The organism is Larkinella sp. (assembly GCF_965227735.1).
Classification (GTDB): Bacteria; Bacteroidota; Bacteroidia; order Cytophagales; family Spirosomataceae; genus Larkinella.
Window position 1 is genome coordinate 6759496 of record NZ_OZ245776.1, and the last position, 26411, is coordinate 6785906.

General features: G+C 53.2%; 17 protein-coding genes and 1 other RNA gene. 6 read left to right on the forward strand and 12 right to left on the reverse strand.

Features of this window, described 5'->3' with window-relative positions; translation table 11 throughout:
* The first annotated feature begins 2 nt into the window (after nt 1-2).
* A complete protein-coding gene (locus tag ACO064_RS26495) occupies nt 3-1568 on the forward strand; it encodes a DUF1501 domain-containing protein (protein WP_421830203.1) in 1566 nt (521 codons plus the stop codon).
* Nucleotides 1569-1854: 286 nt separating this feature from the next.
* Here ACO064_RS26495 and ACO064_RS26500 read toward each other — a convergent pair whose 3' ends face one another.
* The 4 genes from ACO064_RS26500 to ACO064_RS26515 form a co-directional block, all read right to left on the reverse strand.
* Nucleotides 1855-5424, reverse strand: a complete 3570-nt coding sequence (locus ACO064_RS26500; protein ID WP_421830204.1) for an SNF2-related protein — start codon at nt 5422-5424, stop codon at nt 1855-1857.
* A 218-nt stretch (nt 5425-5642) separates the two neighbouring features.
* Entirely contained in the window at nt 5643-7583 is a 1941-nt protein-coding gene (locus ACO064_RS26505) for a M56 family metallopeptidase (protein ID WP_421830205.1), read from the reverse strand.
* 42 nt (nt 7584-7625) lie between these two features.
* The gene (locus ACO064_RS26510; RefSeq protein WP_421830206.1) at nt 7626-8030 is read right to left on the reverse strand and encodes a BlaI/MecI/CopY family transcriptional regulator; all 405 of its coding nucleotides are present in this window, start codon (nt 8028-8030) and stop codon (nt 7626-7628) included.
* Between the two features lie 188 nt (nt 8031-8218).
* On the reverse strand, nt 8219-11575 hold the full coding sequence (locus ACO064_RS26515) for a ThuA domain-containing protein (protein WP_421831068.1): 3357 nt from the start codon (nt 11573-11575) through the stop codon (nt 8219-8221).
* Nucleotides 11576-11784: 209 nt separating this feature from the next.
* Here ACO064_RS26515 and ACO064_RS26520 point away from each other — a divergent pair, with 209 nt between their 5' ends.
* The 3 genes from ACO064_RS26520 to ACO064_RS26530 all read left to right on the forward strand — a co-directional run bounded on the left by ACO064_RS26520 (nt 11785) and on the right by ACO064_RS26530 (nt 14155).
* Nucleotides 11785-12414: a hypothetical protein gene (locus ACO064_RS26520; RefSeq protein WP_421830207.1), complete on the forward strand. Its 630-nt coding sequence runs from the start codon at nt 11785-11787 to the stop codon at nt 12412-12414.
* Between the two features lie 37 nt (nt 12415-12451).
* Nucleotides 12452-12824: a transfer-messenger RNA gene (ssrA, locus tag ACO064_RS26525) on the forward strand.
* A 56-nt stretch (nt 12825-12880) separates the two neighbouring features.
* Nucleotides 12881-14155, forward strand: coding sequence for a tyrosine-type recombinase/integrase (locus ACO064_RS26530; protein WP_421830208.1), 1275 nt, complete (start codon nt 12881-12883; stop codon nt 14153-14155).
* Here ACO064_RS26530 and ACO064_RS26535 read toward each other — a convergent pair.
* The 4 genes from ACO064_RS26535 to ACO064_RS26550 form a co-directional block, all read right to left on the reverse strand.
* Entirely contained in the window at nt 14152-15561 is a 1410-nt protein-coding gene (locus ACO064_RS26535; RefSeq protein ID WP_421830209.1) for a hypothetical protein, read from the reverse strand. The genes ACO064_RS26530 and ACO064_RS26535 overlap by 4 nt on opposite strands.
* On the reverse strand, nt 15561-19589 hold the full coding sequence (locus ACO064_RS26540) for a phage tail tape measure protein (RefSeq protein WP_421830210.1): 4029 nt from the start codon (nt 19587-19589) through the stop codon (nt 15561-15563). Before ACO064_RS26540 ends, ACO064_RS26535 begins: the two co-directional genes overlap by 1 nt.
* A 152-nt stretch (nt 19590-19741) precedes the next feature.
* Complete coding sequence (locus ACO064_RS26545) at nt 19742-19975, reverse strand: hypothetical protein (RefSeq protein ID WP_421830211.1); 234 nt, start codon at nt 19973-19975, stop codon at nt 19742-19744.
* A gap of 55 nt (nt 19976-20030) precedes the next feature.
* Complete coding sequence (locus ACO064_RS26550) at nt 20031-20558, reverse strand: phage antirepressor N-terminal domain-containing protein (RefSeq protein WP_421830212.1); 528 nt, start codon at nt 20556-20558, stop codon at nt 20031-20033.
* 109 nt (nt 20559-20667) lie between these two features.
* Here ACO064_RS26550 and ACO064_RS26555 point away from each other — a divergent pair, with 109 nt between their 5' ends.
* A complete protein-coding gene (locus ACO064_RS26555) occupies nt 20668-20835 on the forward strand; it encodes a hypothetical protein (RefSeq protein WP_421830213.1) in 168 nt (55 codons plus the stop codon).
* Between the two features lie 34 nt (nt 20836-20869).
* Here the strand turns inward: ACO064_RS26555 and ACO064_RS26560 are convergent, their stop codons facing one another.
* From ACO064_RS26560 to ACO064_RS26575, 4 genes are read right to left on the reverse strand one after another with little or no spacing between them, the layout of a single operon-like run.
* Nucleotides 20870-21535 (reverse strand): SHOCT domain-containing protein, encoded by a 666-nt coding sequence (locus tag ACO064_RS26560; protein WP_421830214.1) that lies wholly within the window; start codon nt 21533-21535, stop codon nt 20870-20872.
* A gap of 42 nt (nt 21536-21577) precedes the next feature.
* Nucleotides 21578-22117 carry a hypothetical protein gene (locus ACO064_RS26565; protein ID WP_421830215.1) on the reverse strand — a complete coding sequence of 180 codons (540 nt, stop codon included), beginning with the start codon at nt 22115-22117 and terminating at the stop codon, nt 21578-21580.
* Nucleotides 22114-24147: a DUF5977 domain-containing protein gene (locus tag ACO064_RS26570; protein WP_421830216.1), complete on the reverse strand. Its 2034-nt coding sequence runs from the start codon at nt 24145-24147 to the stop codon at nt 22114-22116. Before ACO064_RS26570 ends, ACO064_RS26565 begins: the two co-directional genes overlap by 4 nt.
* Nucleotides 24148-24149: 2 nt before the next feature.
* Nucleotides 24150-24611, reverse strand: a complete 462-nt coding sequence (locus ACO064_RS26575; protein ID WP_421830217.1) for a hypothetical protein — start codon at nt 24609-24611, stop codon at nt 24150-24152.
* A 246-nt stretch (nt 24612-24857) separates the two neighbouring features.
* Between ACO064_RS26575 and ACO064_RS26580 the strand changes: the two genes are divergently transcribed.
* On the forward strand, nt 24858-26294 hold the full coding sequence (locus ACO064_RS26580; protein WP_421830218.1) for an amidohydrolase family protein: 1437 nt from the start codon (nt 24858-24860) through the stop codon (nt 26292-26294).
* Nucleotides 26295-26411 lie beyond the last annotated feature (117 nt).

Here is a 26411-nt window from a genome sequence, read left to right on the forward strand (position 1 = left end):
CTATGAAACGTCGTGATTTCTTACAACAGGCGGTTTCGTCGCTGGTCCTGCCGGTTCTGATCGATGGATATGGAGCCAAAGCCTTTGCGCGCCCGTCGTCGTTCGTCCAGTCGCTGCTCAGCCTGGCCGAGCAGAGCGACCGGGTGCTGGTCATCATCCAGTTGCAGGGTGGGAATGATGGGTTGAATACGGTTATTCCACTCGATCAGTTGGGTACATACTCATCCGCGGGTTTTCGGGGAAACATTGCCATTCCCGGAGCCAAAGCCCTGAAATTGAAGTACTATCCCGAAACCGGCCTGCACCCGGCGATGACCGGAATGCAGCAACTTTTCAACGAAAGCAGGCTGAGCATCGTGCAGGGAGTGTCGTACCCGTCGCCCAATTTTTCCCACTTTCGGGCGAGCGACATCTGGATGACGGGGGTGGATGCTGACAAAACCGCAACTTCCGGCTGGACCGGGCGGTATCTGGACAATCGGTTTCCCGGTTTTCCGGACAAGTATCCGAACGATAAGATGCCGGACCCGCCAGCTATTCAGATTGGGTACGTTACGGCGACCACCCTGCTCGGTTCCACCAACTCGATGGCGATTGTGCTTCAAAATCCGGATAGCTTCGCCCGGCTGGTCGGCGACACGCCCAAAGACCCGCTGTCCGCCCTTCCGGGCTATGCCGGACAGCAGATCGACTACATTCGTCAGCAGCAGGCCAGTTCGGTCAGTTACGCCGGGCAGATCAAAACGGCGGCCGGCAAAGGGAAAAATCTGGCGGTGTATCCGGAAAAGAACGCGCTGGGCGACCAACTCAAAATTATTGCCCGGCTTATCAGCGGGGGCTTGCAGACCAAAGTGTATTACGTGACCCTCGGCGGTTTTGACAACCACGCCAATCAGGTGGTGTCCGGCGATACGACCACGGGGACGCACGCGAACCTGCTCAAAACGCTTTCCGACGCGATTCTGGCGTTCCAGAACGACCTGACCCAATTGAAAGTCGATGAGCGGGTGGTGGGCATGACGTTTTCTGAATTTGGGAGACGGGCCAAATCGAACGGGAGTTTCGGTACCGATCACGGCACCTCGGCACCCATGTTTGTCTTCGGCAGTGCCGTCAAGACTTCGATGGTAGGCAAAAATCCGAATCTGGGCGATCTGGACAATAACAACCTGAAGATGCAGACCGATTTCCGGCAGGTCTATGCGGCCATTCTGACGGACTGGTTTGGAACCGACGCCAGCACCGAAACCGCCACCTTGTTCCGGGATTTCCCAGTGGTGCCAGTATTTCGGCAGACCGTCACGGCCACCGCTGCGTTGTCTTCGGAGGCACGATTATACCCCAATCCGGCGTCGACGGAAGTGATTCTGGAATCGGACTGGCTCGATCAGGGCGTCAAAACTTTGCAAATGACTGACGTGCAGGGGCAACTGCTTTCCGTTCGATCCTCGCGGCCCACACCAACATCCATTCACATTGCCGTGAGCCATTTGCCAACCGGAAATTACCTGCTCCGGGTAGAAACTACCCGGGGGATGGTTACCAAACTGGTGATGGTAACGCATTAAGTACATCGGGCTTACAGAACCGGGTTTGGGGCTAAAAATCGCAACTGGTCTGCGTAAAAATACTTACTTTTGTTTGTCCAAAATGACCTTTTTTGCTGGAAGCAATACGGGCATGTGTAAGTCCTGCAAAGGGGCCGTTTGAAAAATTGCGTCATCATTTTCCGGCTTTTGCCAGTTGACAGACAGAAATGGTAAAATAGTATCAGTTCACAGCAACCCGGTATGGGAGCGTCAACTAGTTATTTATGACTAGACAGGACGAATTGTTTTCAAGTCTTCACGCTTTCTACTTCTCCAGTCTGACCAGCGCCCGCAGGTCTTCGTTGCTGAGGTCACCGAGCCAGGTTTCGCCGGTCGATACGCTGAGGTCGGCCAACTCGCGCTTGGAGCGGATCATGGCGTCGATTTTTTCCTCCATCGTTCCCTGGTTGATAAGCCGGTAGACCATTACATTGCGGGTTTGCCCAATCCGGAAGGCGCGGTCGGTCGCCTGGCTTTCGACGGCGGGGTTCCACCACAGATCGTAATGAATGACGTGGTTGGCGGCCGTCAGGTTCAGCCCGGTTCCCCCCGCCTTGAGCGACAGAATGAAAGTGCTGGCATGGCGGTCGGTCTGAAAGCGATCCACCAGCGCATCCCGTTGCCTGCGGTCGGTGCCGCCGTGCAGAAACAGCGGTTTTGTGCCGTATTCGGTTTCGATAAACCCGGCCAGCAATTCGCCCATTTCCCGATACTGTGTGAAAATCAGGACTTTTTCGCCGGCATCATACATTGTGGGCAGCAGTTCGAACAACTGTGCCATTTTGCCCGACAACTCGGGTTTGGCCTGGCCCTTTTTGGTATACTGCGTGGGATGATTGCCGATTTGCTTCAGGGCCGTCATGAGCTTCAACACCAGTCCCCGGCGCGCAATCCCGTCTTCGTTGTTGATGGCATTCAGGCTTTCGCGGACCACCCCTTCGTAGAGCGCGGCCTGTTGGCTGGTGAGCAAACAATATTGGTTGTTTTCGATTTTATCGGGCAAATCCGTGATGATGCTTTTGTCAATTTTGAGTCGGCGCAGCAGAAACGGCGCGGTTATTTTGCGAAACACCTCAAGCTGCGCCTGATTGCGTTCCATCTGAATCGGTTTGGCAAATTCGTTGATAAACTTCGGCAGGGTGTTTAAGTAGCCTTTGTTGGTAAAGTCGAGCACCGACCAGAACTCCGACAGGCGGTTTTCGACGGGCGTTCCGCTCATGGCAATCTTCACATCGGCCTTCAGGGATTTTACGGCCTTGGTTTGTTCGACACCCGGATTTTTGATATTCTGCGCTTCGTCGATCACCATCGTGTGCCAAGCCTGCTTTTTCAACACATCGAGGTCGCTCCGGACCAGTCCGTAGGTAGTCAACAGCACATCGCAGTCGTCCAGATCGAACTGGCGTTTGGTGCCGTGGTAGATCGCAGCCCGCAGACCGGGAGCAAACCGGATGATTTCCTTCTGCCAGTTGGTCAGCAGGGTGGTTGGCACCACCACCAGACCGCGTTTTTTCTCAAACCGGCCTTCTTCCTTAAACTTTAACAGCAGGGCAATGACCTGGAGCGTTTTCCCTAGCCCCATATCATCGGCGATCAGACTGCCATAGCCCAGTCGCGTGTTTTTCACCATCCATTCGTAACCGCGTAGCTGATAGGGGCGAAGGTCGGCCCGCAACCCTTTCGGTAAGGATACGGGCGCCGGTTGGGTCAGTTCACGCAGCAGGGCAATGACATCGGGCGACAACCCAACGTGGTTTCCCATATACGCTTCGGCCAGTGCTACTTTCAGTAAGTCGTTGCCCGCCAGTTTGGGTGGATTCTCGAGTTTTTGGTAGAGTTTATCCAATTCATCCTGTTGAATGAGCACGTAATGATCCCGGATTTTGACCAGACCGGATGCGCCTTTCACCAGTTTCCTAAACGCTTCGGGCGACAGTCTTTCGTCACCCAGCGCCACCTGCCAGTCGAACGACAGCATCGTATCAAGATCGAGAAAGGAACCGGCTTTGTCGGTGGCGGTTTTCCTGATTTGCCCCGACACCTGCGGCCGAATCCACTCCCGCAACGATTTGGGCCACAGAATCGAGATGCCTAACAGTTGCATCACCGGCAGGGTTTCGAGCAGGATTTCGACAAACGTCTGGGCGTCAAAAACCGCCTTTTGCTGCCCCTGCGACCGTACGACGGCGTTCAGTTGCGGAAAATGATTGATCAGCAACATCAAATCCTGCAAAAAATCGAACTTGACGGGGTCGAATTGCTTTTGGGTCAGAAAGGGATGAAGTTCAACCGGCGGTTGCAGGGGCTGGCTGCGGTCTTCGGCCAGAACGTCCACCGTGAACTGTTCACCCAGTTCGGTATCGGCCACGCGCAGGAGCGGCACCCATTGTTTGTGCGTGATGTAGAACGGATTGAGCCAGAGCTGAATGGTCGCCGGGAAATCGCTCATGCCCTTGCCATCGAACGAAACCGGGCGGTGCTGGAAAAACAGTTCGTCGGGCCACTCAAACCAGTGGGTTTGGTTTCGCGATTTGAAGTCGTAATACGATTGTCCCAGCGGTTGCGTAAACTGACGCATGTATTCGCTCAGAAACAGCGAACAGAGGGTAAACAACTGCTCGACGGGAGCCTGAAAACCGGCTTGATGGCCCGCCAGCGACACCCTGACTACGTTGGCGGGCGTAATGGCCAGCAACTGGTCAAACAGCGCTTTGACGGTGGTTTCGTTGGTAGCCGGAAGCCAGCGAACGGCAAATGTGTTCTTTTCGACTTGCAGCAGTTGCGGCAGAATGGCCCCGTTTTCGAGTAGTTTCAGGCAAAAGTGCTGAATCCAGTACAAGGCCCGCAGCGTGTCCGACGCCTGCTCTACCGTCCGGAGATCGTCGGTCAGCAGGGTGTTGCTGAAACGCTGGCTCAGGTTGTCGGGCTGGAGGGTTGATACGGTTTGCGCGTCGCCATCGCGAAACGAGAGACGTTGCAGGCGAAACGAAGCGTCGCAATGCAGGGTCAGGTCGTGGTGCCACGCAAAGGAGTCAAGCTTTGGGGTGTCCTCCGGTGCAACTTTGGCGGCTCCTTTTGCCGCGAGCTTGTAGGCTTTTCCGAGGGTATTTTTAAAGTTCTTTTCCCAGAAAATCGGGTTATCCGGCAACAACTTCAGCAACTTGTCACCCAATGGACTCATCCGGCTGAAATCGAGGGTCGACCAGATGCTTTCGTCGGGTGTGATTGGGTCGAACGGCTCCGGCTTCGACAGTTCCGCGGCCGTCGGAAACGACACGGTGGTGCCTTTTTTGACGTCGAGGTTCTGGTCTTTGAGGGCCTGCAACACATCCAGACCGTGAAGCTGGAAGACCACAAACGGGTTTCGGTCAATTTCGTTGGCAATCAGATAGACTACGGCGGCCAGGTGCTTGCACGGCACCGCAAAATCGGGGCAGGAGCAGCTCATTGGAAAATCGGCCCACGAGCGCGGAAAGACCCGGATGCCGTTGCGTTCGGCGAAGTCGTTGAGGTCGGCAGGGAGTTCGCGGTTGAGAAATTGGGCCAGCAAAGCCGGATTGGTCAGTACTTCACCGACAAGCTGTTGTTTTTCGCGCTCGGTAAAGGCCGGGATTTTGACGGTCACTTTATAGGGGCGTGGCCTCAAGCCCTGTACCTGGGCTTCAATGCTGCCATTTTTAATCTGAATAGCCTTAACCGCGCCTTTGTTGGCATAAGCCCGGCCCCGGGGCAGGCGGTTCGACCAGTCGATTTTGGTCAGGGCGTTGAGCCATTGCTGTCCCCACCAGGTCTTGCCGTACGCGGCTGGTTTTCCACCTCCTTGAACTGTGTTCATAAAAGCAAAATACGGGAGAAATGATGCAAGACAAAAAAAGGTTGTTTCGCGGACGGGGCCGCCCGTGCGGTTGAGCGGAGTTAAAAAGAGTTTAGCGGAGTTTTCCTCTGCGTAACTCTGATTTTCTCTGCGTAACTCTGCGATACAACCCTTTTTAACTTCCCGGAAAAGCTGACTTCTACATCGTTTCTCCGTTAAACTGAATGCTATCCGCTGGTTTACTCTTTGGATGGGGTAGACGTTTCTTTCCGATCCAGGAAAAAACCGGTGCCGGACATTTGAACGGGGCCGTAATACAAACCGTATTGCGGTCGAATACCGTATTTGCTTCGCAGTTTTTCGTGCAGTTCGGGCGATAGTTTTCGGCCATTGACGATCAACTCCGTTTCGCTCAGACCAAACCAGTCGATGGCATCCAAATCCTGGACGATGCCTTCCTGAACCAGATCGGCCATGATGCTGTGGATACGGTCGACATCCGGCTGAATCCGGGCGTGATCAAATTCCCGCTTCTTTTTTACAGAAGAAATCTGAAAAGCCGTTTCCTTCTCCCGCAAAAGCATTTCTTTTCCGCGCAAGTGAAATTTTTCTTTCTGTGGGTGAAGCTCCCGGTTTTTGTCGAACAATTCCGCTCTTTCCTTTCGGAGCCTTTCCTGTTTGGTCGCCATCGCCTGCTTCATTTTCTCCTGGCTCCTTCTGTGCTCCTCCCGGTTTCCGGCCAGTCGTTCTTCGATGAGTTTATGCTTTCGTTCCAGATGCTCCCCGAAGAAGCGATCGACCTGTTGGAACAGCTCCGTATACCGGCCAAGCTCGTTGGCCGGAATGGGCTGGTCGTTGATGGATAAACCGGCCACCTGTCCATTGTGCTTAAGGATGGTGTATTTTTTGCCGGTTTCATCGATGGCCGTAATGGTCACCTCCGGGCTGTTTTGCTGATTGGTAGGATCAAACCGGATGCTGGTAAAAGGCTTTTTTTCAAACCGGATCGTGTCGATTACCAGAGGTTGGACGGGTTTCGGTTTGGACGAAGCCGCTTTTTTGGGTGCAGTCTTCCTGGGTTTGACCGATGGCGTTTGGGCCGGTTGTGGTTTCTGCCTGGCAGGGGCGGGTTTTTGCTCCGCTTGCTGAAACCCGGTTTTGGTTTTTGGGGGAGTCGATGGGGTTGCGGGTAAAAATGTAAAGGCCGTCATGCCTACCAGTGCCAGCATCAGGAGGATTTTTTCCAGGCTGGTTAACGGCTGATTTTCTTTGGAAAGCATCCGTTTCACCCGGTTCAGAAGAGGCATCCGCCGGTCGGCCAGGCCCATCGCCAGCGGAAGGACGCCAAGCTGGCTTTCCTGGAAAAGGACCAGCACTTCGAGGTAGCTTTTTCGGTTTCCGGCGGTGGTCATCACCAGATCGTCGCAGCAGGCTTCGCGCTCCTCCCGGATCAGCGCCGAAATCCAGAGCAGGGCCGGATGGAAGAAAAAGACGGTTTCGACCACACATTGCAGTAGGTTCACCAGGTAATCTTTCCGCCGAATGTGTGCCAGTTCGTGGAGCAGCACGGTTTCGGCCTGTTCCGGCGAGAGCGATGCCAGCAGACCGAACGGGACCAAAACCAGCGGTTTGAGGTAGCCAATGGTGACGGGAACCTGTACGCGTTCCGATTCCAGCAGCCGGACGGTTTTCGAAATGCCGAGTAAACCGCACAGGCGACGCAACTCCGACTGCCACCGCTCGGTCGGCGGGTGGATGTTTCGGTGGCGCAACTGGTGCAAATGCCGCAAACCAATCGACAGGCGAGCCGCTTTGAAAAGAAAACAGCAGGCCCAGATCGCCATAAGCCAATCGGTGTGTGTGTTTAGAAATTGGACCGTGACTTGCCAGAATGTCGATGGCGGTCCCGGCGAAACGGGAATGCGGGTTTGCCGGAATGCGGGAAGGGTTTCATGACCTGTAGAAGTCACAGAAGGGGGAGAGCTGATACCGGATGAGTCCAGTTGGCGGAAAAAGGTAAAACCGCAGGCCAGCAGAAACAGGAAAACCACCGAAACCAGCAGGCCATACCGCCACCGAACCCCCGCTTTGGGTGTTGAAAGAATAACCAGACCGGCTAAGACCGCGGCCAGAATTCCCTGCCAGAGCGAATGAATCAGCATCCAGCAAAATGCGTTCAAAATAGAATCTGTTGTTGACATGTTGGGAGAAAGAAGAAAGGGTTATTGATCGGTTTCCAGGTTGCGGATCAATGCTTTGATGGCTTCGATTTCTTCTTTCGACGTTTTTTGGTTGCCGAGCAACTGAAGCATCAAATTGGTGGCGGAGCCTTCGTAGAGCGTGTCGACAAAGCGGTTGAGCAAGAGGTTCTTGGTGACACTTTCCTCGACCGCCGATTCGTATTTGTGTTTCATCTGGCTTTCGTCGCGCCGGACCAGCCCTTTTTCAAACATGATCTGCATCAGCTTGAGCGTCGAGGAATAATTCACTTCCCGCTTCTGCTGATTCAGTTCTTCGTTGACAAACCGGACGGTAGAAGGGCCGTGTCGCCAGAGCACCTGAAGGATTTCCAACTCGGCCTTCGTCGGCTCGGTGGAGGGGGTGTTTTTGTTCTTTGAATCGTTCATGATTCAAATGTAGGAAATATTTCGTACGAACAAATTATTAGGAATATTTTTTGCAAAAAAAAGGGTTGTATCGCGGAGTTGAGCAGAGTTAAAAAGAGTTGAGCGGAGTTTTTTTCTCTGCGTAACTCTGATTTTCTCTGCGTAACTCTGCGATACAACCCTTTTTAACTTCCCGGAAAATCTGACTTTTACATCGTTTCTCCGTTAAACTGAATGTCGCTCAACGCGAACAGCGGTTTGCTGCCAGCATTCGGATTGACAAAAACGAAATACAGCTTGTGCTGACCGGTAACCGGGGTTTTGAAGGCAATGTTCACCGGCTCCGATTTGTCACTTTTGACATCGCCACTTCCCAGCAGCGTTCCGGTGGGAGAATCGAGACGGATTTCGAGCGTTCCACCCGCCATGTATTTCGACGAAGCAGAACCCATTACCGTCAGGCTGCGGATGGCCGTTAAATCAATGTCATCCAGAAAGAAATACCCGTTTGATTTGGCACCAGAGGCAATTTCATTACCAGAAGGCAACTTGAATTTGGTCACATCTTTGGCACCGTCATACGAAGCCGCTTTCATTTTGGCACTCCGCAGCGCCACCGTTGAGCTACCCGTCAACGGACCAATCACGGACCCGCCTTTGTCGGTGTAGCTGGCCGAGAACAAATACGAACCCTCTTTCTCCTTCGCCTGTGCGGTATAAGTGCCTTTCAGCGGTTTTTTGTCGACCTGCTTTTTATCGCCCAGCGACATAACGTAGCTCACCATTTCCTTGGCTTCGTCTTCTTTCAATTGCGGGTGGGCGCTCATGGCCTGTTCGCCCCAGACACCGCCACCGCCTTCGATCACCTTCTTCGCCAGTTTATTGACAATTTCCGTCCGGCGTTCTTTGGCGTATTTTTTAGCTACCTCCTGGTAAGCCGGTCCGATGGATTTTTTGTCGATGCTGTGGCAGGCTTTGCAGTCGCTGAGTTCGATGAGCCGTTTGCCGGTCGCAAAACCGACATTGGCCTGGTGACCCTGTGCCAGCAACGTTTTGTCGAATCCTTCGAGGTAGTTGATGGTCATCGTGACGTCTTCCGGGCTGATTTTGCCGGTCGTCAAACTACCATCCTCTTTGTCAGCCACTTTGACTTCATATTCCACCGGTTTGTTGTCGAAATAGAAGGTCTTGTTGCCTTTCACGGCGACTTCCACTTTCGGAACGTCGTTGCCAACCCGGATTTCCAGTTTTTTCGTAGAAACGTTTCCAGCGGCATCGGTAATTTTCAGCGTCGGCGTATACACGCCCGGTTTGGCATACGTAAAGGTAGGAGCAGCCTGGGTGCTTTTCGGCAGGCCCTGTCCAAACGTCCACTCATATTTGATTGCATCGCCATCGTAGTCCAGCGAACCTTTGGCGTCAAATTTGACGGCCAGGGGAGCGGCTCCCACGGTTTTGCTGGCGTTGGCAACCACGAGCGGTTTCCGGTTTCCGGCGTTGTAGGTGATGTGCGATAACCGGGCGTCGTCGTTCTGCGCGAACCAGTTCTGACCATATTCCAGCACATACAGCGAACCATCTTTGTGGAACTGCATGTCGATTGGGTGGCTGAATTTCGTGTTCGGCATGAAGGTTTCCATCTTCACGAAATCGCCGTCTTTGGTCATCGTTACCGGGTGAATCCAGTCACGAATCCAGTCATAGGCAAAAAACTTGCCGTCGTAGTGGCGCGGAAATTTCACTGGCGTTTCCGGATAATCGTCGTAATAATACACCGGGCCACCCATCGCGTTCCGACCGCCTTTGCCAACAATCGGACCAAATTCGGGCGAGTCGGCATACGGGTAATAGATAAACGCCTTCTGCGCCGGGGGCAACTCGCTGAGTCCCTTGATCAATTTCGACGGATTGACCGGTTTGGCCGGATCGAACGACGGGCCGGACGTGCTGTCGGCAAAGTTGTAGTGACGATACGCCTTGTTGTCGGCAACGAACAGCGGCCAGCCGTAATACCCGGCTTTGCGGGCCTGGTTCACTTCATCGTGGCCGCGCGGGCCGTATTTTTCGATGTTGTTGGCGGCATCCGGGCCGACTTCGCCCCAGTACAGAAAACCGGTGCGTTGATCGACCGAGATGCGATACGGGTTCCGGTTGCCCATCACGTAGATTTCGGGCCGGGTGTTGGGCGTGCCTTTCGGGAAGAGGTTGCCTTCCGGAATGTCGTAGGTGCCGTTGTCGAGCGGTTTGATGCGCAGGATTTTTCCGCGCAGATCCATCGTGTTGCTCGAGGTCACCAGAGCGTTGAAGCTCTCGCGGCCGGGCCGGTCGTCGGACGGACTGAAACCCCGCGACTCGAACGGGTTGGTATCGTCGCCGGTCGACAGGTAGAGGTTGCCCGATTTATCCCAGGCCACCGAACCGCCGGTGTGGCAACATTCATTGTTGCGTTTGACGGGAACGCGCAGGATGACCTGCTCGCTTTCCATTTTCAGCTCGTTCTTCTCGGCGTCGAACTTAAAGCGCGACAGGTGCTGGGCCGTATCGGCTTTCCATTTTTCGACGGTCGGCGAATAATAGAGATACAGCCACTGGTTCTCCTTGAATTTGGGGTCGATGTTCATGCCCATCAAACCGTATTCCTGCTTGGTATAGACCGGCAGATTGGCGACCAGCTTGGTCACTTTGGTTTTTGGATCGTATACTTTCAACGCGCCTTTCCGTTCGGTAAACAGCACTTTGCCGTTGTCGAGTACAACCAGTTCGGTAGGTTCGTCCAGTTTCTCGGCCAGCACTTCCTTGTTAAAGCGGTTTTCTTCCGGGAAGGGCAGCGTTTTGGCTTTCGTGTAATCCAGCTTCGGCGCAACGGCATATTGAATACCGCCCAGCAAATGCTTGAGGTAAACGGGGTTGGTGAAGGTTTCGTCGGGGTGGCCGAAGTTGGTGTAGAACACCTTGCCGCCGTCGTATTCGTGGAACCACGACATGGGGTGGTTGTCGCCCATTTTACCCTCTTTGTACGTTTTCTCGTCGATTTTTACAAGAACCGTCACGTCGGGGTTGACGTTCTTGAAGTCATAAAACTCATCCTTGATCTTCCAGCGATCGGGAAAACCAAACATCGAAACGTGGTCTTTGCTGACGACGTAAGCTTCGCCATCCTGCACGTTCGGGTTGCCGGGGTGGCTGGCAAAATACCCGCCCACCAGCTTGCCATACCACGGCCAGTCGTATTCCGTATCGGCAGCCGCGTGAATGCCGACGAAGCCGCCACCAGCCTGAATGTAGCGTTCGAAAGCCGCCTGCTGACCATCGTTCAGTACATCACCCGTGGTGCTGAGGAAGACGACGGCGTTGTAGCGTTTAAGGTTCGCTTCGGTAAATTTGGCGGCATTCTCGGTGGTATCGACGGCAAAACCGTTTTCCTTACCCAGCTTCATCAGGGCCTGCTGGCCGGCCGGGATGGACGTGTGCCGGAAACCGGCGGTTTTGGAGAAAACTAATAAACGTTTCTGGGGGGTCTGCGCCTGCGTCCATAGGGCCGACAGGGTCAGACAGCCCGCCAGCATCCACGACAGGAATGCCCGAAAGCGCAACGGGGATTGGGGGTTGTCAGAATACATAGAGGTTAGTTAAAAAATACTACGTGGTCCAGAAACCGGCTTATAAAGATTCGGGTTTCAAATAGACTTTTACAAAGCTTCAAAAGTACAAAAAAAAACGGTCTGCGACCCACGCCTGTGCCGTATCTTTGCGGCAGATCAATTCAAATTTCTGGATGGAATTTACGAACCTTTTAACGTATATCGTAGCCGACGATTCGCTGCACGCCCGCTGGCTCAATACCTTGTCGATGATGGAAAATACCGGAGCCCGCAAGATTTCGGCGGCTGAACCCAAAACCACCGTTGATTTGATGATGCTCAAACACGCGGCTGAGGAAGCCCGGCACGCCTATTACCTGAAAAAACAGATTCAGAAAGTGGCCGAAACCGACTGCCCGACCTACGAACCGGCCTATCTGCTGGCTCCGAACGACAGCCATGCCTACCTCAACCGGCTCGATGTGCAGGTCTGCCGGTATTTGAAGGACACGCTGGGTTTTGCGGGGGCAGAACTGAAATATGCGGCTTACCTGCTGGTGACTTACGCCATTGAGGTGCGGGCTGACGAACTGTATCCGGTATACCAGGACGTGCTGACCGAGTCGGGCAGCAAGGTGAACGTCCGGTCGATCATTGTGGAAGAGGAGGGACACCTGGCCGAGATGCTGCGACAGATGGAAACGTTTTTTGGTGACTGGCAGGGTCATGCCGGGCGGGCGGTGGCGATTGAAACCGGGTTGTATACGGCCTGGCTGACCAGTTTGATGGAGACGGAAAAAATCATTGCAGGAAAGGAAAACTAATTTCCGTACCTTTGCGTTACGTTTTACACACGTTTCTGGGGACGACCGGAATTGACAGCTTGTTGACGCTGCGTGTAAGCATGCCGGGAGTTGAGGGCATTTCCTGTATAACAAACCTTCACACAATAACTGGCGAATATAACTACGCCATGGCTGCTTAATCCGGAGGATTAGCAAATGCCATTGTCCCACCGACCCTACGTGCTGCTGGGTTGGACTCTGGGGCATCGACTCGCAGCGCTGGTTCCGGTAATGGTGTTGACCACGGAGCGAGACAAAAACACCTAAGGATGAGGTTCGGCGTGATGCGGGCCTGACCGATTCCCGACAATCCCAATCGCATCTAAGCATGTAGAAAGCACGACGGTTTCCTTGTCTGGACCAGGGTTCGACTCCCTGCGTCTCCACTTCACAAAGCCCTGTAAATCAAGTATTTACAGGGCTTATTCTTGCCATGTGCTCAAAAATGGCAAGAAAATGGCAAAGAAAAGTCAAAATTTTGATGTCAGAAGCACCCCAAAACACCGCAAAATACCCCTATAAAGACCCTTTTCTATCGAAACCAGACGACGACGATTTGTCCAAACAATGGGTCGTCGAGTATGGAATTTGGTCACTAAAAAAACAACGCGTCGTTCGGAAACGCGTCGTACTCTCCGGAAACACCGTTGCCCTGCGCCTGGCTGACGCCAAGGAAATAATAGCAGAATTAAGAAGGATTCTCCGGAAAGGGGAGGCCTACGTTGATCCCATCGAACCGGCCATTTCGAAGAAGAAAGAAAAGAAATCGCCCAATGACGACGCACCCAAAAGCCAATCGTATCGGATAAAAAGTAAACAGACTGCCAAGATTCTACTGGCGGAAGCAATCGAATTGTTCATGAGTTTCAAGGAGAAAACCACGAAACCCAACACGATTATGACTTACCGCACGCACGCAAACACGTTTGCCAAGTATTTGAAGCGTCATCAATTGCTAAGAAAAGCGTTGGTCAACTTCACTGACAGCGATGCGTTAAATTTTTTGGACGAAGTTACTACTGTTGAAAAATTGGGAAATCGGACTCGCAACAACACCAGAGACGCGATTTTTACCCTGTTCGAGCATTTTAGGAAGCGCAAGTTCATTGAGGTAAATCCCTTCAAGGACATTGGCAAATTGTCCTTTCGGCGATACAAACACACGCCGTACAGCTTCGAACAGCGTGACCAGATAAAACAGATCTGTCTGGAGACGAAGCAGGAACAATTGCTCCTTTTTATCAGCTTCATTTATTACGGTTTCATGCGGCCCCATGGCGAGGTTATGAAATTGAAAGTCAAGCATATCAAGGAAAAAACCATTGCGATTGATGCCGATAATGCCAAAGACAATGAGGCTGAACACATCCAAATTCCTCCTGGTCTTGAACGGTTGATTGAGCAACATAATATTCGGGCCTATCCGCCAGAACATTATGTCTTTACACTTTCGGGGCAACCAGGGCCGAAGCATGTAACCAAATTGTATTTCTATCGTCGTCATCGGATCATTCTGGATCGATTGGGATTTACTGATAAACGCTTTGATCTGTATGGCTGGAAACATACCGGGGTCATTGCACTTTGGCAGGCAACTCAGAACATACGACTGATCCAAAGACATTGTCGGCATTCGAATGCCCAGCAAACCGAAGAGTACCTGCGTGATCTGGGTATTATTGTGAAAGATACTGACATCGAAAAATTTCCTGAATTCTAAACCCGCCACATCTCGGCTTCGCAGATCAGGATGGGATCATCGCCCAGGGCGGTTTTCAGGGAACTGATCAGGTAATCGACGCCCTGGATGTGGACCTTCTGCCGCAGGGTAAACCGGGCCAGATCGGCCGCCGACAGGAACAGATTGCGCCGGATCGGGAAGGTGCGGCCCTTGAACCGCTCGAACCGGCGCCAGTGGGTGTCCACCAGGTTGCCCGCCCCCGACCACAGCAGCGTCTGGCCCGCGTGGGCATTCGTCGCGGTCGGCACTCCGGCCACCAGACCATTCCAGAACAACAGCCGGTTGCTCAAAACCGGTTTGCTGTCTTTATTCAGGACACTGAATCCGGTCTGGCTGGTGGTGGCCAGGCCGGTTGCCGGATCGGTCAGTAGGGTGGAAAACCGCGACTTGACGGGCAGCAACACCCCGCCCGCATTCTCCTCGTTTTCCGGGGTTTGGTATTTATCCATCAGGGCCGGAATGGGCTTCATGATCGCGTCATTGCCGTCGATCTCGTAGCTCAGCTCCAGCCGGCCGTGCTGATCAGGAATGCGCAGGTGGGCCGTACCGGTTTTGTAGCTCCAGTTGGTCAGCGTCGGCTGGGCCAGCACGTCATCCACAAAATCAATGGTGCAGATCTTCCGGCGCACGTTGAAGTCCAGCCACAGGTTGAAGAGTTTCCGCAGTTCGATCAGCAGCCCGCCCATCGTGATTTCCGGCAAATGGTTACTATAGGTCAGCGTGGTTTGCTCATCGAGGGCGTACAGGTTGTAAAACACCAGTCGCTGCATGGCGGGGTTTTCCAGAAACGCACCCTCAAACCGCCAGCCCGTCAGCTCGCCGTAGCGTTTCAGGATCTGGTGCACAAAGAACATCGGCACCCGAGCCATCACTTTATAAAGCCCGGCATCCCGTTCATTGACCTTGCCGGTAAAACCGCCAACAGCCTGGTTGCCGTAGAAAGCCGGGTTATGAATCGTGGGAAAACAATACCGGTCCACCAGCGGATCGACGCTGGCGGCCGGAGATGCCGGGACCGGTTCGCTGCCCAACTCCGTCAATTGGGAGAGCGGGATCAGTTGGTAATCCCCGAAAATATCGCCCAGGTTCTGGGTAAAATACAGACTAAAATCCGGGGTGGTTTCCCGGATTTTGACGTAGCCCTGCTCGACGATGGTGCTGTGGTGGTACTTCTCGCAGTACCAGCGCCGTTTGGTGTTTTCAACCTGCGGGTTGTGCAGATGCCCCAGCACCCGCCGGTTGGTGGGGGTGCTGGGCAATTGAAAATCGTAGATGCGACTGCCCTGCACGGTCGCAAAATCAAACAACGGGCTGAATTGCTCCAGCGTCAGCACCATCCCGGGTTTGCGGTCGACCGACACGCCTTCGATTCGAATGTCTAACATTATTTCAGGTTGCTATCGTTGTTGACGACGTTGATGGCATTCATGACATTGACCACGTTATGCACGCTGACGCTCAGTTCTTTGGCGGCAATGCGGTCCAGGTAGCCGTTGGCCGTACTCAATTGGTTGGCCAGGCCGACCAGGGTGGCGTTGGCGGATGATAGCATCTCGACGGTGTCTTCCGTGTTCTGGGCGATGGCCGTCATCATTTGCTGGGACTTGGAAATCTCGGCGTTGGTCATGGAAACCGCCCCGGCGGCATCGCCATCGACGCCTTCCATGTCGCCACCCCCACCGTAATCGCCCGCACCGGCGCTGTACTGTTGAGCATCGGCCAGGGCTTCTTCCTGCTGTTTCTGAGCATCCCGTTCCGCAATTTTGGCTTCCAGTTTGGCCTGCTCGGCGGCTTTTTTCGCTTTGCCCGACCCGAACAGGTACATGCGGCCGCCCTGCAATGGTTCCAGATACGAGCGGTAATCGCCCCCGTCGGTGTACAGAGCCCCACTCCGGGCCATGATCGGTGCGCCGTTGCGGTGCAGCGAGGAGTTGAGCAGTTTGTCGATGATGGGCCGGTTGTTGCGGTAGGTGTTGCGGGAGAGAATCATGATGGGTTCGCCCCCTTCCATTTCGCCGACCTCCTGACCCGAATCGCGCCGGACCAGGGCAATGCCCGACTGGCCGTAGGCGCTGCCGTGGCCGGGACCATTGGGCACCCCACCGTTGCGCAAATAGCCGCCATGGGCGTAAGAGGGCGGTTTCTGGGATTTGATGATGCCGATCTGGATAGCCGCCATGGCCGCCGAGGCCGCCACGCCGATCAGCCCCAGCGGAAAACCCATCGTCGCCAGCGATTTGAGAGCGGCCATCGCGGCATTAATCAACGCCATGGCAATCTGCATGGCCTGATCGCGTTTCCAGGCTTTGACCTTTTCGTTCTTCTCTTTCTCGGCCGCATCGGCGTTGATCTTGGCGATGGTTTTCTCGTATTGGTCTTTGGAGATTTTGCCCTGGTCGTACTGTTCCTTCCACGATTTAAGCTGTGATTCCTTCTCTTTCTCGATCTTTTTGAGCTGATTGTCCAGGTATTGTTTGTTCAGGGCCGTTAGTCCCTGAATAACTAACCCGGCAATTTCAAGTTTCTCCTGCGATTTTTCTTTCCAATCCTGATGTTCGTCCGCCTGAGCTTTCTTAGCATTCGTCAGTTTATTCATCAGGAAGTTCATGAAGGACGAAAAATCGCCATTCATCAATCCTTCCACGGCCGAGAAAAATTCCTGTACCGTTTGTTTTCGTTTCTCGTGATGCTCTTGGTGGAGTGCCGTGGATTCCTGCTCGTGTTTGCGGTCGGCCGCCCCCAACTGGGCATTTTTCCACGCGTTGAGCGTATCGATGGCCTGGGCTTTCTGTTTCTCGTCGGTCAGCACCCGTTCGATGTGAGCCTTTTTCTCGGCATACTCAGTCTGGATTTTCTGCCGTTCTTCGGCCAGTTCAGCCGCCAGGCGTTGCTTCTTGAGTGCAAAGGTCTGCTGCTCGTTGTTACGGGCGGCAAACAACTGGTTCTCGTAAAGCGATTGCGTGGTCTGTTCCTGGTAATCGGCCAGTTCCTTGAACAATGACTTCTCTTTTTCAGCCTGTTCTTTTTCGGACTGGAGCTTTTTGTCCCGTTTCTCCTGCTCGGCTTTTTCTTTTTTCTCGCGGAACTGCTGCTGGGTTTGGGCGACATTCGCCTGAAACTCTTTTTCGATCAGGTCGATTTGCTGGGCTTTCAGTTGGGCGTCGGCGACCGATTCCTGCACCGCGCGCTTCTGCTGATCCCGCTTATAAGTCAGATTGGCTATTTCCCGCTGCTGCTCATCGGCGATCAAGGCAATTTGCATCTGCCGAATGTCATCGTTGGCCTGGCGGTTGGCGCGTTTCTTTTCTTCGGCCACCTGCCGGTCGTGTTCCTGCGCCTTTTTCTTCTCGGCCTCCCGGTGCTGGTCGTTATCACCACCCATAGCTGTCAGTGCCTGCGCGTTGATCTGAATGCCGGCAGTGGCGGCAGCCTGCGCGCCGGTTTTGGAAGCCGTGGTTTTTTTGTCGACGTGGGTCTGGTGATCGGCTTCGGTTTTGGCGTGGGCGGCCTGGAGCGTGGCCTGGTAGGTAGTGCTGAAAGCATCGGCGACCCGCTTGCCGCCGTTGAGCATCGCGTCGGCCATGCCCTTGATGTCCATCGTGACAAAGGCTTTCACGAACTGGATGGCCACGTCAGCCGCGGTTTTCATCGCCTGCCAGAGTCCGTTGACGCCCGCGCGGAAGGTTTCGCTGTGCTGGTAAGCCGCCACCAGAGCCGCCCCCAGCGTCAGCAGAATGGCAATGACGGCCCCGATGGGGTTGGCCGACATCGCGACGTTTAACAAACGCTGGGCAATGGCGGCCGCTTCGGTGGCGATGGTGCGTATTTTCTCGGCGGCCGCCAGGCGCAACGAGTTGGCTTCGGCCAGAATAGCCTGGGCGTTGAAGGTGATCAGAGCCGCAGCCAGCAAACCGATCGAGACTTTGTTTTCGTTCAAAAAAGCGGGTAAGGCCCCGATGGCTTTGCCGAAGGTCAGGGCATATTCCCCGCCCTTCAGCACGACCGGCAGGAGCTTGTTACCCAGATCGACGGAGGCTGATTGCACTTCCTTGCCGAATTTGGCGAGTTGGGCGGCTGCCGTCTGGTTCTTGATTTCAAACTCTTTGGTCAGCGAGGTGCCGTCCTTCATCGCCGTGTTGGCCAGCACTTGCTTGTCGCGCACCAGTTGGGTCTGATCCTTCAGGAGCGACATGACTTTGGTGGCTTCCTGCGACTTGATGCCCATATCGGACAACTGTTTGGCGACCTGGTCGGCGGGCAGTCCGCGCAGACTTTCGGCCAGTTTCAGCAAAAACTCGTTGGGGTTGGTGTTGATGAGTTTTTTCATCTCGCCTTCCGTGATGCCGAGCTGGCGGGCGAAGGTGGCCGTGTCTTTGGCGGCCGTCAGCAGGATGTTGGACAATCCACCGGCGGAGATTTCGGCACTCAAGCCCAGTTCCTGAAAGGCGGCCCCCAGGCCCAGCGTCTGGCTGATCTGGGGCGACAGATCACCAAGTTGGCCCATGCGGGTGGTGAAATCGGCGACCACCGGGGCGGTGGCGGTTCCGGCGGCCCCCAGCTCATTGAGGGCCGACCCGATTTTGGAAATGGCGGTTCCGGCGTCCAGCTCCCTGGTTTCCTGGAAGAGATTTTTCATCGTCCCCAGTTTGGACGTGACTTCTTCGACCCCACCGGAAAACTCATCGCCCAAGGCCACCACGGCCTGATCGGTGGCCCGCACGAAGCCCAGCATCTCGTCTTTGGCAATGTTGATCTGCCCGCCGACTTTTGCAATCTCCAGCAGTTCGGCCTGGGCGGTGCGGGTGTCGATCTGGCGGATCTGGGCATCCAGAGCGGCCACTTCGTCGGTGGTCATCTGGGTGCTTTTGGCAATGTCGGCGAAGGCATCGGAGGTTTCGGCGGCCGCCTGGATCGACTCGCGGCCAAACTGGACGACTTCCTGAATGATGTCGTCGAGGGCGAAAGCCGCGAAGGTGCCCAGGAACGTGTCTTTCAGGCGGGACCAGACGGAAACGTTGTCGTCGGTGTGCTCCCGGAGCGCACGCATTTCGGCGTTGACGGCATCGAGCCGCTGATCGACGTCGGCGACCTCTTTCATTTTGTCGAGCCAGTCGTCGGAGTTGACTTTGAGGTCTTTCAGCTCGTTGTTTAAAAGGCGTTTGCGGGCGCGGAGTTCGTTAATCGACGCGTTTTCGAGGTCCAGGTTCTGGAGGTATTCGCGGGTTACGGCGTTGAGCTGTTTTTTCTGCTCGGCGAGCTGGCGGTAGGCGTCGGTGTTTTCTTCCCCGGCTTCCTTCATCCGGCGCATTTCGGCGGTGATCTCGCGGGCCTCCTGGCGCAAACCGGCCAGGCTCCGCTCGGCATCCTCACCGTCGATGATGAGCTTTATCCTGCTTTCTTCCGTCTGATTCATGGTGTGGTTTTTGAGAATCACACCAAAATCAGCAGGTAATTTGGCTCAAAACAGGACGGGTTTAGCCAAAGAATAAGGCCCGTCAGAAACGGGCCTTATGTCGGATTTGGTTGGCATAAAATCGCCCTCCGAGTGTTCGCAGTGATTATCGTTTAGTTACAGGCCATCGCCGGGTAATTACGGATCAGGCCATTGACCATGACAGCTTCGTGTCGTTTGGTTTTCTGCTCATAAAGTTCGCAGAGTTCGTAGAGTGTCTGACGGTTTTCGCTCAAGACTTTGTTTTGTTCCAGCAAGGTGTGGTTCCACTTCGTGAGCTTTTTAATTTCTTCATTCTGAGCGTGGATTAACCGCATCAACTCGCTATATTTGTTTTCTTCGTTCATGACGTTCTGATTTAGAAGGTTGTGACTCGCCCGATGCTCGAACATCGGGCTTTTTTTATTTGTTAAAGAGAGTTGTCTGATTTTGCTTAAGGCGTTCATCAATCTGATTGAGAGTCGCCTTCGAGTCTTTTATCTGACGCCGGGCATTTTCTACTTCTTTCCACTCGGATGTTTGACGCAATTTGGCTTCAGCTTGCTCCAGGGCTAGTTCTGCTTCCGACTTTACCCGTAATGTCTGAACCCGCTGGGTCATTGTGCCGTGAAAATAGTCGTACAGCAATTCATAGCATTTGAGCTTGTATTGCTTCAATTCCTCGCTTTCCGAACGAATGCTGAAGAGCCAACCATACACCCATTTTTCGGGTAAACTGACCATTTTTCGCAGCTTCCCATCTCCGGCAACCATTTGCTGTTCAGCAAACAGTTGACTAAGGATTTCGTCTTCTTTGAGGTTCTGAAATTGTCGATTGTAGTTCACCCCAAGAGCTTCACAGATAGGCTTGACCGCTAGCCAGTAGGTGCCATCGACAGACAGGAAATAGATGTTCCTGCTGTTGAACTCAAGAAATTTCTTGTGAGACATAGTATTATATAGTTTATATGCTGACTATGCAAACATACATAAAATACATTTGAACATACAAGGCATATAGAAAATATTTTTTCTATGTTTGCATAAACGAGCCAATGCAATGAAGAATATTCACATTAAAATTGAAGATGATCTGCATCTAGAAGTAAGGAAGTACCAACTCGAACGAGAGATGTCCGGCAAAAGGCTTACGATGATGGAAATCTTTATTGAGTTGATTCGAAAAGGTTTAGATGCTGACAAAAAAGAAACCCCCGCCCAAAAATGAGCGGGGGTTTCTTTTTGACTTGATAAGTTACCTGTCAGGCCAACAATTTCTTTTTCTGAGTATTAAATTCCTCCTGCGATAATACACCAGCATCAAGTAGCGATTTAAGCTTAATGAGTTCATCGGCGACAAGGGGGATGCTGGTTTCCGGGATTGCTACAGGTTCTTGCTCCGGTTTTGGCAAATGCCCATAATGCTGATTAACAAAAGCCTGTACGGCCTTAACATACTTATTTTCCACGGAAAAAAGAGCAATTTGTTCCGTAACGTCATCCAAAAAGCTAATGCTTAAAATGTTATCAGGGGCATCGCCAACTTTCGTTGTTTTATCGCCTATACCAGTCATTCCACCAACGATAGCTCCAACTGGGCCAAGCAAAAGGCCACCTACTAAAGCCCGACCTACGATCGATTTGCTTTTCTGCTCAAAAATCTGCTGTTGGGCTTCAAGCACAACATATATTATATTCTCCTGCGGAATAACAATACGGTGCCCGTTCCAGCCAATATTCAGATTAATACATAATCCACGTTCATGTGGGTCTAAAAAAATAGGATTACTTCCTTTTCGAAATCCGGCTAGACCAGATAAGGTATCAAAAGGAGGCAAGCCACTCATATAGTGGACTTTGTCGATTAAAGTAGCATGTAGACTTTTCCCGATGACAGATGAAACATTCGCTTTGGCGGTGATATTCATGGTATGAAACAGTAGTTTAGGCCACAATAATACAAGATATATTCAATTATCATCTGCTTGTTCAAGCAATCGTGCATACCATCCATTGACTACTTCCGCCGTCCGAACCCGCAACCGATACCGTGCCGAATTGATCAGCCGCATCTTGGTGCTGTTGTACCAGGTGCCGCTGTACTGTTTTTTGACCACCGGCACTTTCCGGCGGGAGAATAGGATAGCGGCCGCAATCCGGCGGGCGGCTTCGTTGATGCTGCTCACCGAACGGCCCCGGTATCCCGGCACCCGCCCGAATTGCCCCAGCCCCACGGTTTTCACGAACGACTCGAGCGCTTCGAGGGGCGGCAACTTGTCGCCGTAGCGCACCTGGGACATATCCTTGAAGCGGCCGTATTCGTTGAAGGAGATTTCCGCCACCAACTGCAGCGCCGAGCGGCTGACGCTGGCCTGAAACTGCTGGAGCAATTCTTCAGTCAGCACCAGCCCTTTTTCTTCAATGGCCCGCTGGAACATTTGAACACCGTCGTGCACGATCTCCTGGGCCAGATCGGCCAGCTCGTCGAGCAAATCCAGATCGTCGCTCATTGCTCGGTCATTTTAACGTATACTTTCGCCCCGCTGGGCGGGTTGTAAAAACTCACGCCATCCGTGCCGAACAGCCAGAGGTGTTCGGCTCCTTCCTGGTTGAGCACCACCGACCGGTCGATGACAAGTGTTCCATTCGAAAATACTTCGATGCGGTAGGTCTTGGCCGGTTTGCCTGTCACCATCAAATACCACCAGTACAGATCGCCCTGCACCGGAAAATTCAGATCGTTGGCGTTCTGCGGGAAAACGTACGGGCCGGTTTGTCCCTGCACCGTCCAGCTATTGCCCCAGGGCTGCGAGCCAAAATAGACCTGCATCTGCTGGGGGCTGCCCGAACGGTAATGCCAGTGACCGGCGGGCACGCTCCAGGCGTACAGCTCCGGAGCGGTGGTACAGGAGCCGTACTGATCGGCGTAGCTTTGGGTGTTGAGCCGGGTAAACTCCGCTTCGGCTTTGCTGTCGGCATCGGCCTGACTCACTTCCGACCCAAATAAACCAGCGGGAACGGTGATCAGGGCCGGGCCGCCGACCTGATCCGCACCACAGTTGCTGCGCTGGTAGGTGCCCGATCGGCTGATGGCCCCACTCAGAAATGGCGTCGCCAGACAATCGGCGCTGGGGACCGGGGGCAAGTAGCCTTCCGTGCCGGGCACGTTGGATTTGATGGGCGCTTCCGGCACGCGGGTATTGTCGTCCAGGTAATACTTCTCCAGCAAAACGGCCGCTTTCATGCCGGTGCGTTTGCCGTTGGCATCCAAGAGGCAGGTAATGGCTTTGGGCCGCCAGCCGGTGGGGCGTTTGGGCAGGTTATCGGGCGAGGGTAGGCGGCTGTAGTGCTGTTCTTTATTGGTATACCGGAACACGAAGGTGCGGCCCAGCAGCGTCTCGTCGTCATCCGACGTTTTGAGGCTCTCCGTGACCGGAATCACCGGCAGGTAGGCCCGATCGGTGACCAGGTAGATTTCGGGCGACAGCGCCAGCTCCTGCAGGTACTCGCCCTGGGCTTTGCTCAGCCAGCCGGTCGAGACGGTCAGTTCCCGCTCGCCGGTCACCTCGTTGATTTCTTTTTCGGAGAATTCGGGCCGGTAGTCGTAGCCGGTAAACCGCTCGGTGATCTGGCGCACGTACTTGACCTGCTCGACGCCCTTGCCGGTGCAGTAGAGCGTATCGAACCCGCCCAGGCTGTTGGCAAACAGCAGAAACCGCACGGTTCGGCGGTACTGGGTCTCCAGCCGGTACCAGCGGATTTCGGTCAGCCGCTCGTCGTCCTGGTTGCTGACCCAGACTTCGTAATGTCTGACCGGTTTAGGGCGGCTGGTCAGGCCCAGGGCTATGGGACCTACCGGAAACGAGTAGACTTTGTACGGATAGACCGTCATCAAAATACCCGTAACCAACCGCTCATTCGTGCCATCGGTGTAATAGACCTGGGCGATCAGTTTGAGGGTGGTGGGCAGGGGCGAAAAGTGGGTCAGCAGGTAGAGGTATTCGGGCTGATCGGCATGGACGGTGCGGGCGTTGGGCGACCAGGTCAGAAATCGTTTGCCCTTGCCGATGTATTCGGTGAAAAAGAAATCGTGGTAGGCAGCGTAGTCCCGCTCGGCCACCCCAGCTTTGATGGCGTAGGAAACCGGGGAATCGACCTGATCGATCAGCGCATCCTCGTGGGTGCGAATCCGGCGCACGTAATAGGGTGTCGTCAGGCTTTCACAGATCCCGATGGTAGCTTGCTGAAAAGTCGGCGGGGTGCGGATCAGCAGCGAATCCAGGTGCCGGGCAATGTCGAAATAGGCTCCTTTGTACACCGATCCGGTGGCCAGCACCTCGGGCGGGATTTCCGAAGCCACAAGCGTGTCGAGCTGCTCGAAGGTGTTGGCCAGAAAATAGGGCGGGGTCATCAGGGTGAGGCCGTAGCGCAAGCCGGTGCGGTCGGGGTAGGCGATGGGGTCGGCGGCTTCGGTGTTGACGACGATGGGGTTGCCGGTCAGGTGGACCGGGTAATGGGTCAAGGTGGCCAGGGCGTCCATGCTTAGTAGAGAAATTCGTTGAGGTTCATTTCCAGATTCAGTTCCATGCGCCAGCCGTAGTGGGAGTCGACCCAGAGCAGGCTGACGGCTTCGAGCCGGATGCTGTTGAGATCACACAGAATGGTTTTACTGCGGTTATCCAGCCGCAGTTTTTTCAGCAGCGAGAGCATGATCCGGAAGGACTGACCGTAGGCGGCCACCTGGGCGTCGTTGTCGTCGAAGGGAGCCTGCACCAACACCGATAAACCGGTTTTGTAGACGGCCATGTGGTTGGCGGCAAAGTTGTCGCCAGGCAGGATGATGGGCTGTTCAAGCCAGGCCAGGGGGTAGTCGAAGTCGGGAAAGGAGCGGGCGTAGTCCATGCCCTTTTCGACCCCGCCGTAGAGGAAGAATTTCAGATCGGGGTGGGCCGAAGCCCACTGCCGGAAGTAGTCCACGTAGGAAGTAAAATCGCCGGAAAGCATCGGGTGTCAGCTAGTTTTTCGCGAAAATGGGGTGTTTGGGGACTATGCAATAGGACAGGATTATAAAAGTAATTGCAAAAAGGTCATTCAATCTTTCTTACATTGGATCATTGATTGACATGATTCACACTTATAAATCAGTAATTGGACAGAAAATTAGTTGATTAACTTGCCAGTTTAAATACTGGCTATTTTCATATACTATGCACAGTGTTTTTGGAGTTTGACAAAATTTGACTAAACACAATGAGAGACAAGCTTTCTTACCGAATCTTATGCTGTTTTTTTTCAATTGCAGTGGGTTTTGCTCCTTTAACATCAATAGGCGCAGTTTCTCAAATATCGAAAGATCATAAACGACCCGTATTTGCTATCAAAAATGTAACTGTCATTCCAATGACGTCGGCAGATCACTTACTGCCGAATGCAACTGTGATAATTAGAAACGAGCGAATTGTATCGCTCAACGGACCCATTCCCACTGAGGCTAAGATTATCGACGGTAAAGGAAAATGGCTTATACCCGGTTTAATTGACATGCATGTGCATGTGCCAACAGATATTTACTTTGGTACAAAACTGCCAACACAAGGCGCTTCAACTTTCTTTGATACTCAGGATGTCATGACGCCTTATATTGCCAATGGGGTTACGACAATATTTGATCTCAACTCTAAAGCCGAACATTTCGGTCAACGAAATGACATCGCAAAAGGCGAAGTCATTGGGCCACGCATGGCACTATCCGCCCTCATTAATGGAGGGGACGGATCGGGGAGGATAGTGAATACGGCCACTGATGGCCGTCAGGCTGTTCGTAGCGCTAAAGCCGAAGGATATGAGTTTATCAAAGTTTATTCCCAGCTTAACGTTGAGACGTACAAGGCCATTATTGATGAAGCCAGTAAGCAGGGTCTGAAAACGGTTGGCCATATTCCAAACGCATTTCAGGGAAAGTTAGAAGAGGCCTTTGTACCACATTTCGGAATGGTAGCGCATGCTGAAGAATTTTCGAAACAAACAACTAATTTTACTAGCCAAGAAGCTCAACGCTTCGCAAAACTAATGGTAGAGAATGGAACTTGGCTATCTCCTACTTTAACTGCTGTAAAACGGATATTGAGCCAAGCCCGCTCACTTGACGAACTCCGGGCATCTCCTTTGCTCAAATATGTGCATCCACTTTTGCAAAGCAAATGGTTGACTGCCAATAACTACAACAGAAACACAACTCCTGAGTTTGTCGCCCATTTTGAACAGCTAGTCAATTTTCACATTCAATTAGTGCAAGCTTGCAAAAAGGCTGGTGTACCTATTGTATCAGGAACAGATACCGGGGTTTCGGGAGTTATGGCGGGCTTTGCTCTTCATGATGAAATTGAGCTTTTAGTAGAAGCTGGATTAACAACCAAAGAAGCCCTAAACTCAGCCACTCGCCTTCCCGCGATTTGGCTGGGCATTGATAGCGAAGTGGGAACCATTGAAGTTGGGAAACGAGCTGACCTTATTTTACTGAGTGCTAATCCACTCAGTAATCTGAAAAATACACGAGAGATTTCTGGCGTTTTTGTCAATGGTCAATGGCTCACTAAAAATATACTTGACAAAATGCTCGCTGACTTATCAAAGCGGAACACTGCTTCGAAGGAAAAATATGATTGGAAGAAAATAACTGGTAAATAAGATAGCAAAGGCTTCTTATTTACCAGTTTCATCAAAGCTTAGACAGGGAAACTATGATTTTAGACGAATTTAACTTTCGGATCTGGTGAGGTATGTATTTTAACCGAATATCATAAA

Excerpts from the sequence above, each read along its gene's own strand:
- ACO064_RS26560 (WP_421830214.1), bottom strand. The coding sequence starts at position 21,535 with ATGAATATCACCGCCAAAGCGAATGTTTCATCTGTCATCGGGAAAAGT.
- ACO064_RS26515 (WP_421831068.1), bottom strand. The coding sequence starts at position 11,575 with ATGCTGGCGGGCTGTCTGACCCTGTCGGCCCTATGGACGCAGGCGCAG.
- ACO064_RS26520 (WP_421830207.1), top strand. The coding sequence starts at position 11,785 with ATGGAATTTACGAACCTTTTAACGTATATCGTAGCCGACGATTCGCTG.
- ACO064_RS26570 (WP_421830216.1), bottom strand. The coding sequence starts at position 24,147 with ATGGACGCCCTGGCCACCTTGACCCATTACCCGGTCCACCTGACCGGC.
- ACO064_RS26510 (WP_421830206.1), bottom strand. The coding sequence starts at position 8,030 with ATGAACGATTCAAAGAACAAAAACACCCCCTCCACCGAGCCGACGAAG.
- ACO064_RS26540 (WP_421830210.1), bottom strand. The coding sequence starts at position 19,589 with ATGAATCAGACGGAAGAAAGCAGGATAAAGCTCATCATCGACGGTGAG.
- ACO064_RS26535 (WP_421830209.1), bottom strand. The coding sequence starts at position 15,561 with ATGTTAGACATTCGAATCGAAGGCGTGTCGGTCGACCGCAAACCCGGG.
- ACO064_RS26580 (WP_421830218.1), top strand. The coding sequence starts at position 24,858 with ATGAGAGACAAGCTTTCTTACCGAATCTTATGCTGTTTTTTTTCAATT.
- ACO064_RS26555 (WP_421830213.1), top strand. The coding sequence starts at position 20,668 with ATGAAGAATATTCACATTAAAATTGAAGATGATCTGCATCTAGAAGTA.
- ACO064_RS26500 (WP_421830204.1), bottom strand. The coding sequence starts at position 5,424 with ATGAACACAGTTCAAGGAGGTGGAAAACCAGCCGCGTACGGCAAGACC.
- ACO064_RS26545 (WP_421830211.1), bottom strand. The coding sequence starts at position 19,975 with ATGAACGAAGAAAACAAATATAGCGAGTTGATGCGGTTAATCCACGCT.
- ACO064_RS26575 (WP_421830217.1), bottom strand. The coding sequence starts at position 24,611 with ATGCTTTCCGGCGATTTTACTTCCTACGTGGACTACTTCCGGCAGTGG.
- ACO064_RS26565 (WP_421830215.1), bottom strand. The coding sequence starts at position 22,117 with ATGAGCGACGATCTGGATTTGCTCGACGAGCTGGCCGATCTGGCCCAG.
- ACO064_RS26550 (WP_421830212.1), bottom strand. The coding sequence starts at position 20,558 with ATGTCTCACAAGAAATTTCTTGAGTTCAACAGCAGGAACATCTATTTC.
- ACO064_RS26495 (WP_421830203.1), top strand. The coding sequence starts at position 3 with ATGAAACGTCGTGATTTCTTACAACAGGCGGTTTCGTCGCTGGTCCTG.
- ACO064_RS26530 (WP_421830208.1), top strand. The coding sequence starts at position 12,881 with ATGGCAAGAAAATGGCAAAGAAAAGTCAAAATTTTGATGTCAGAAGCA.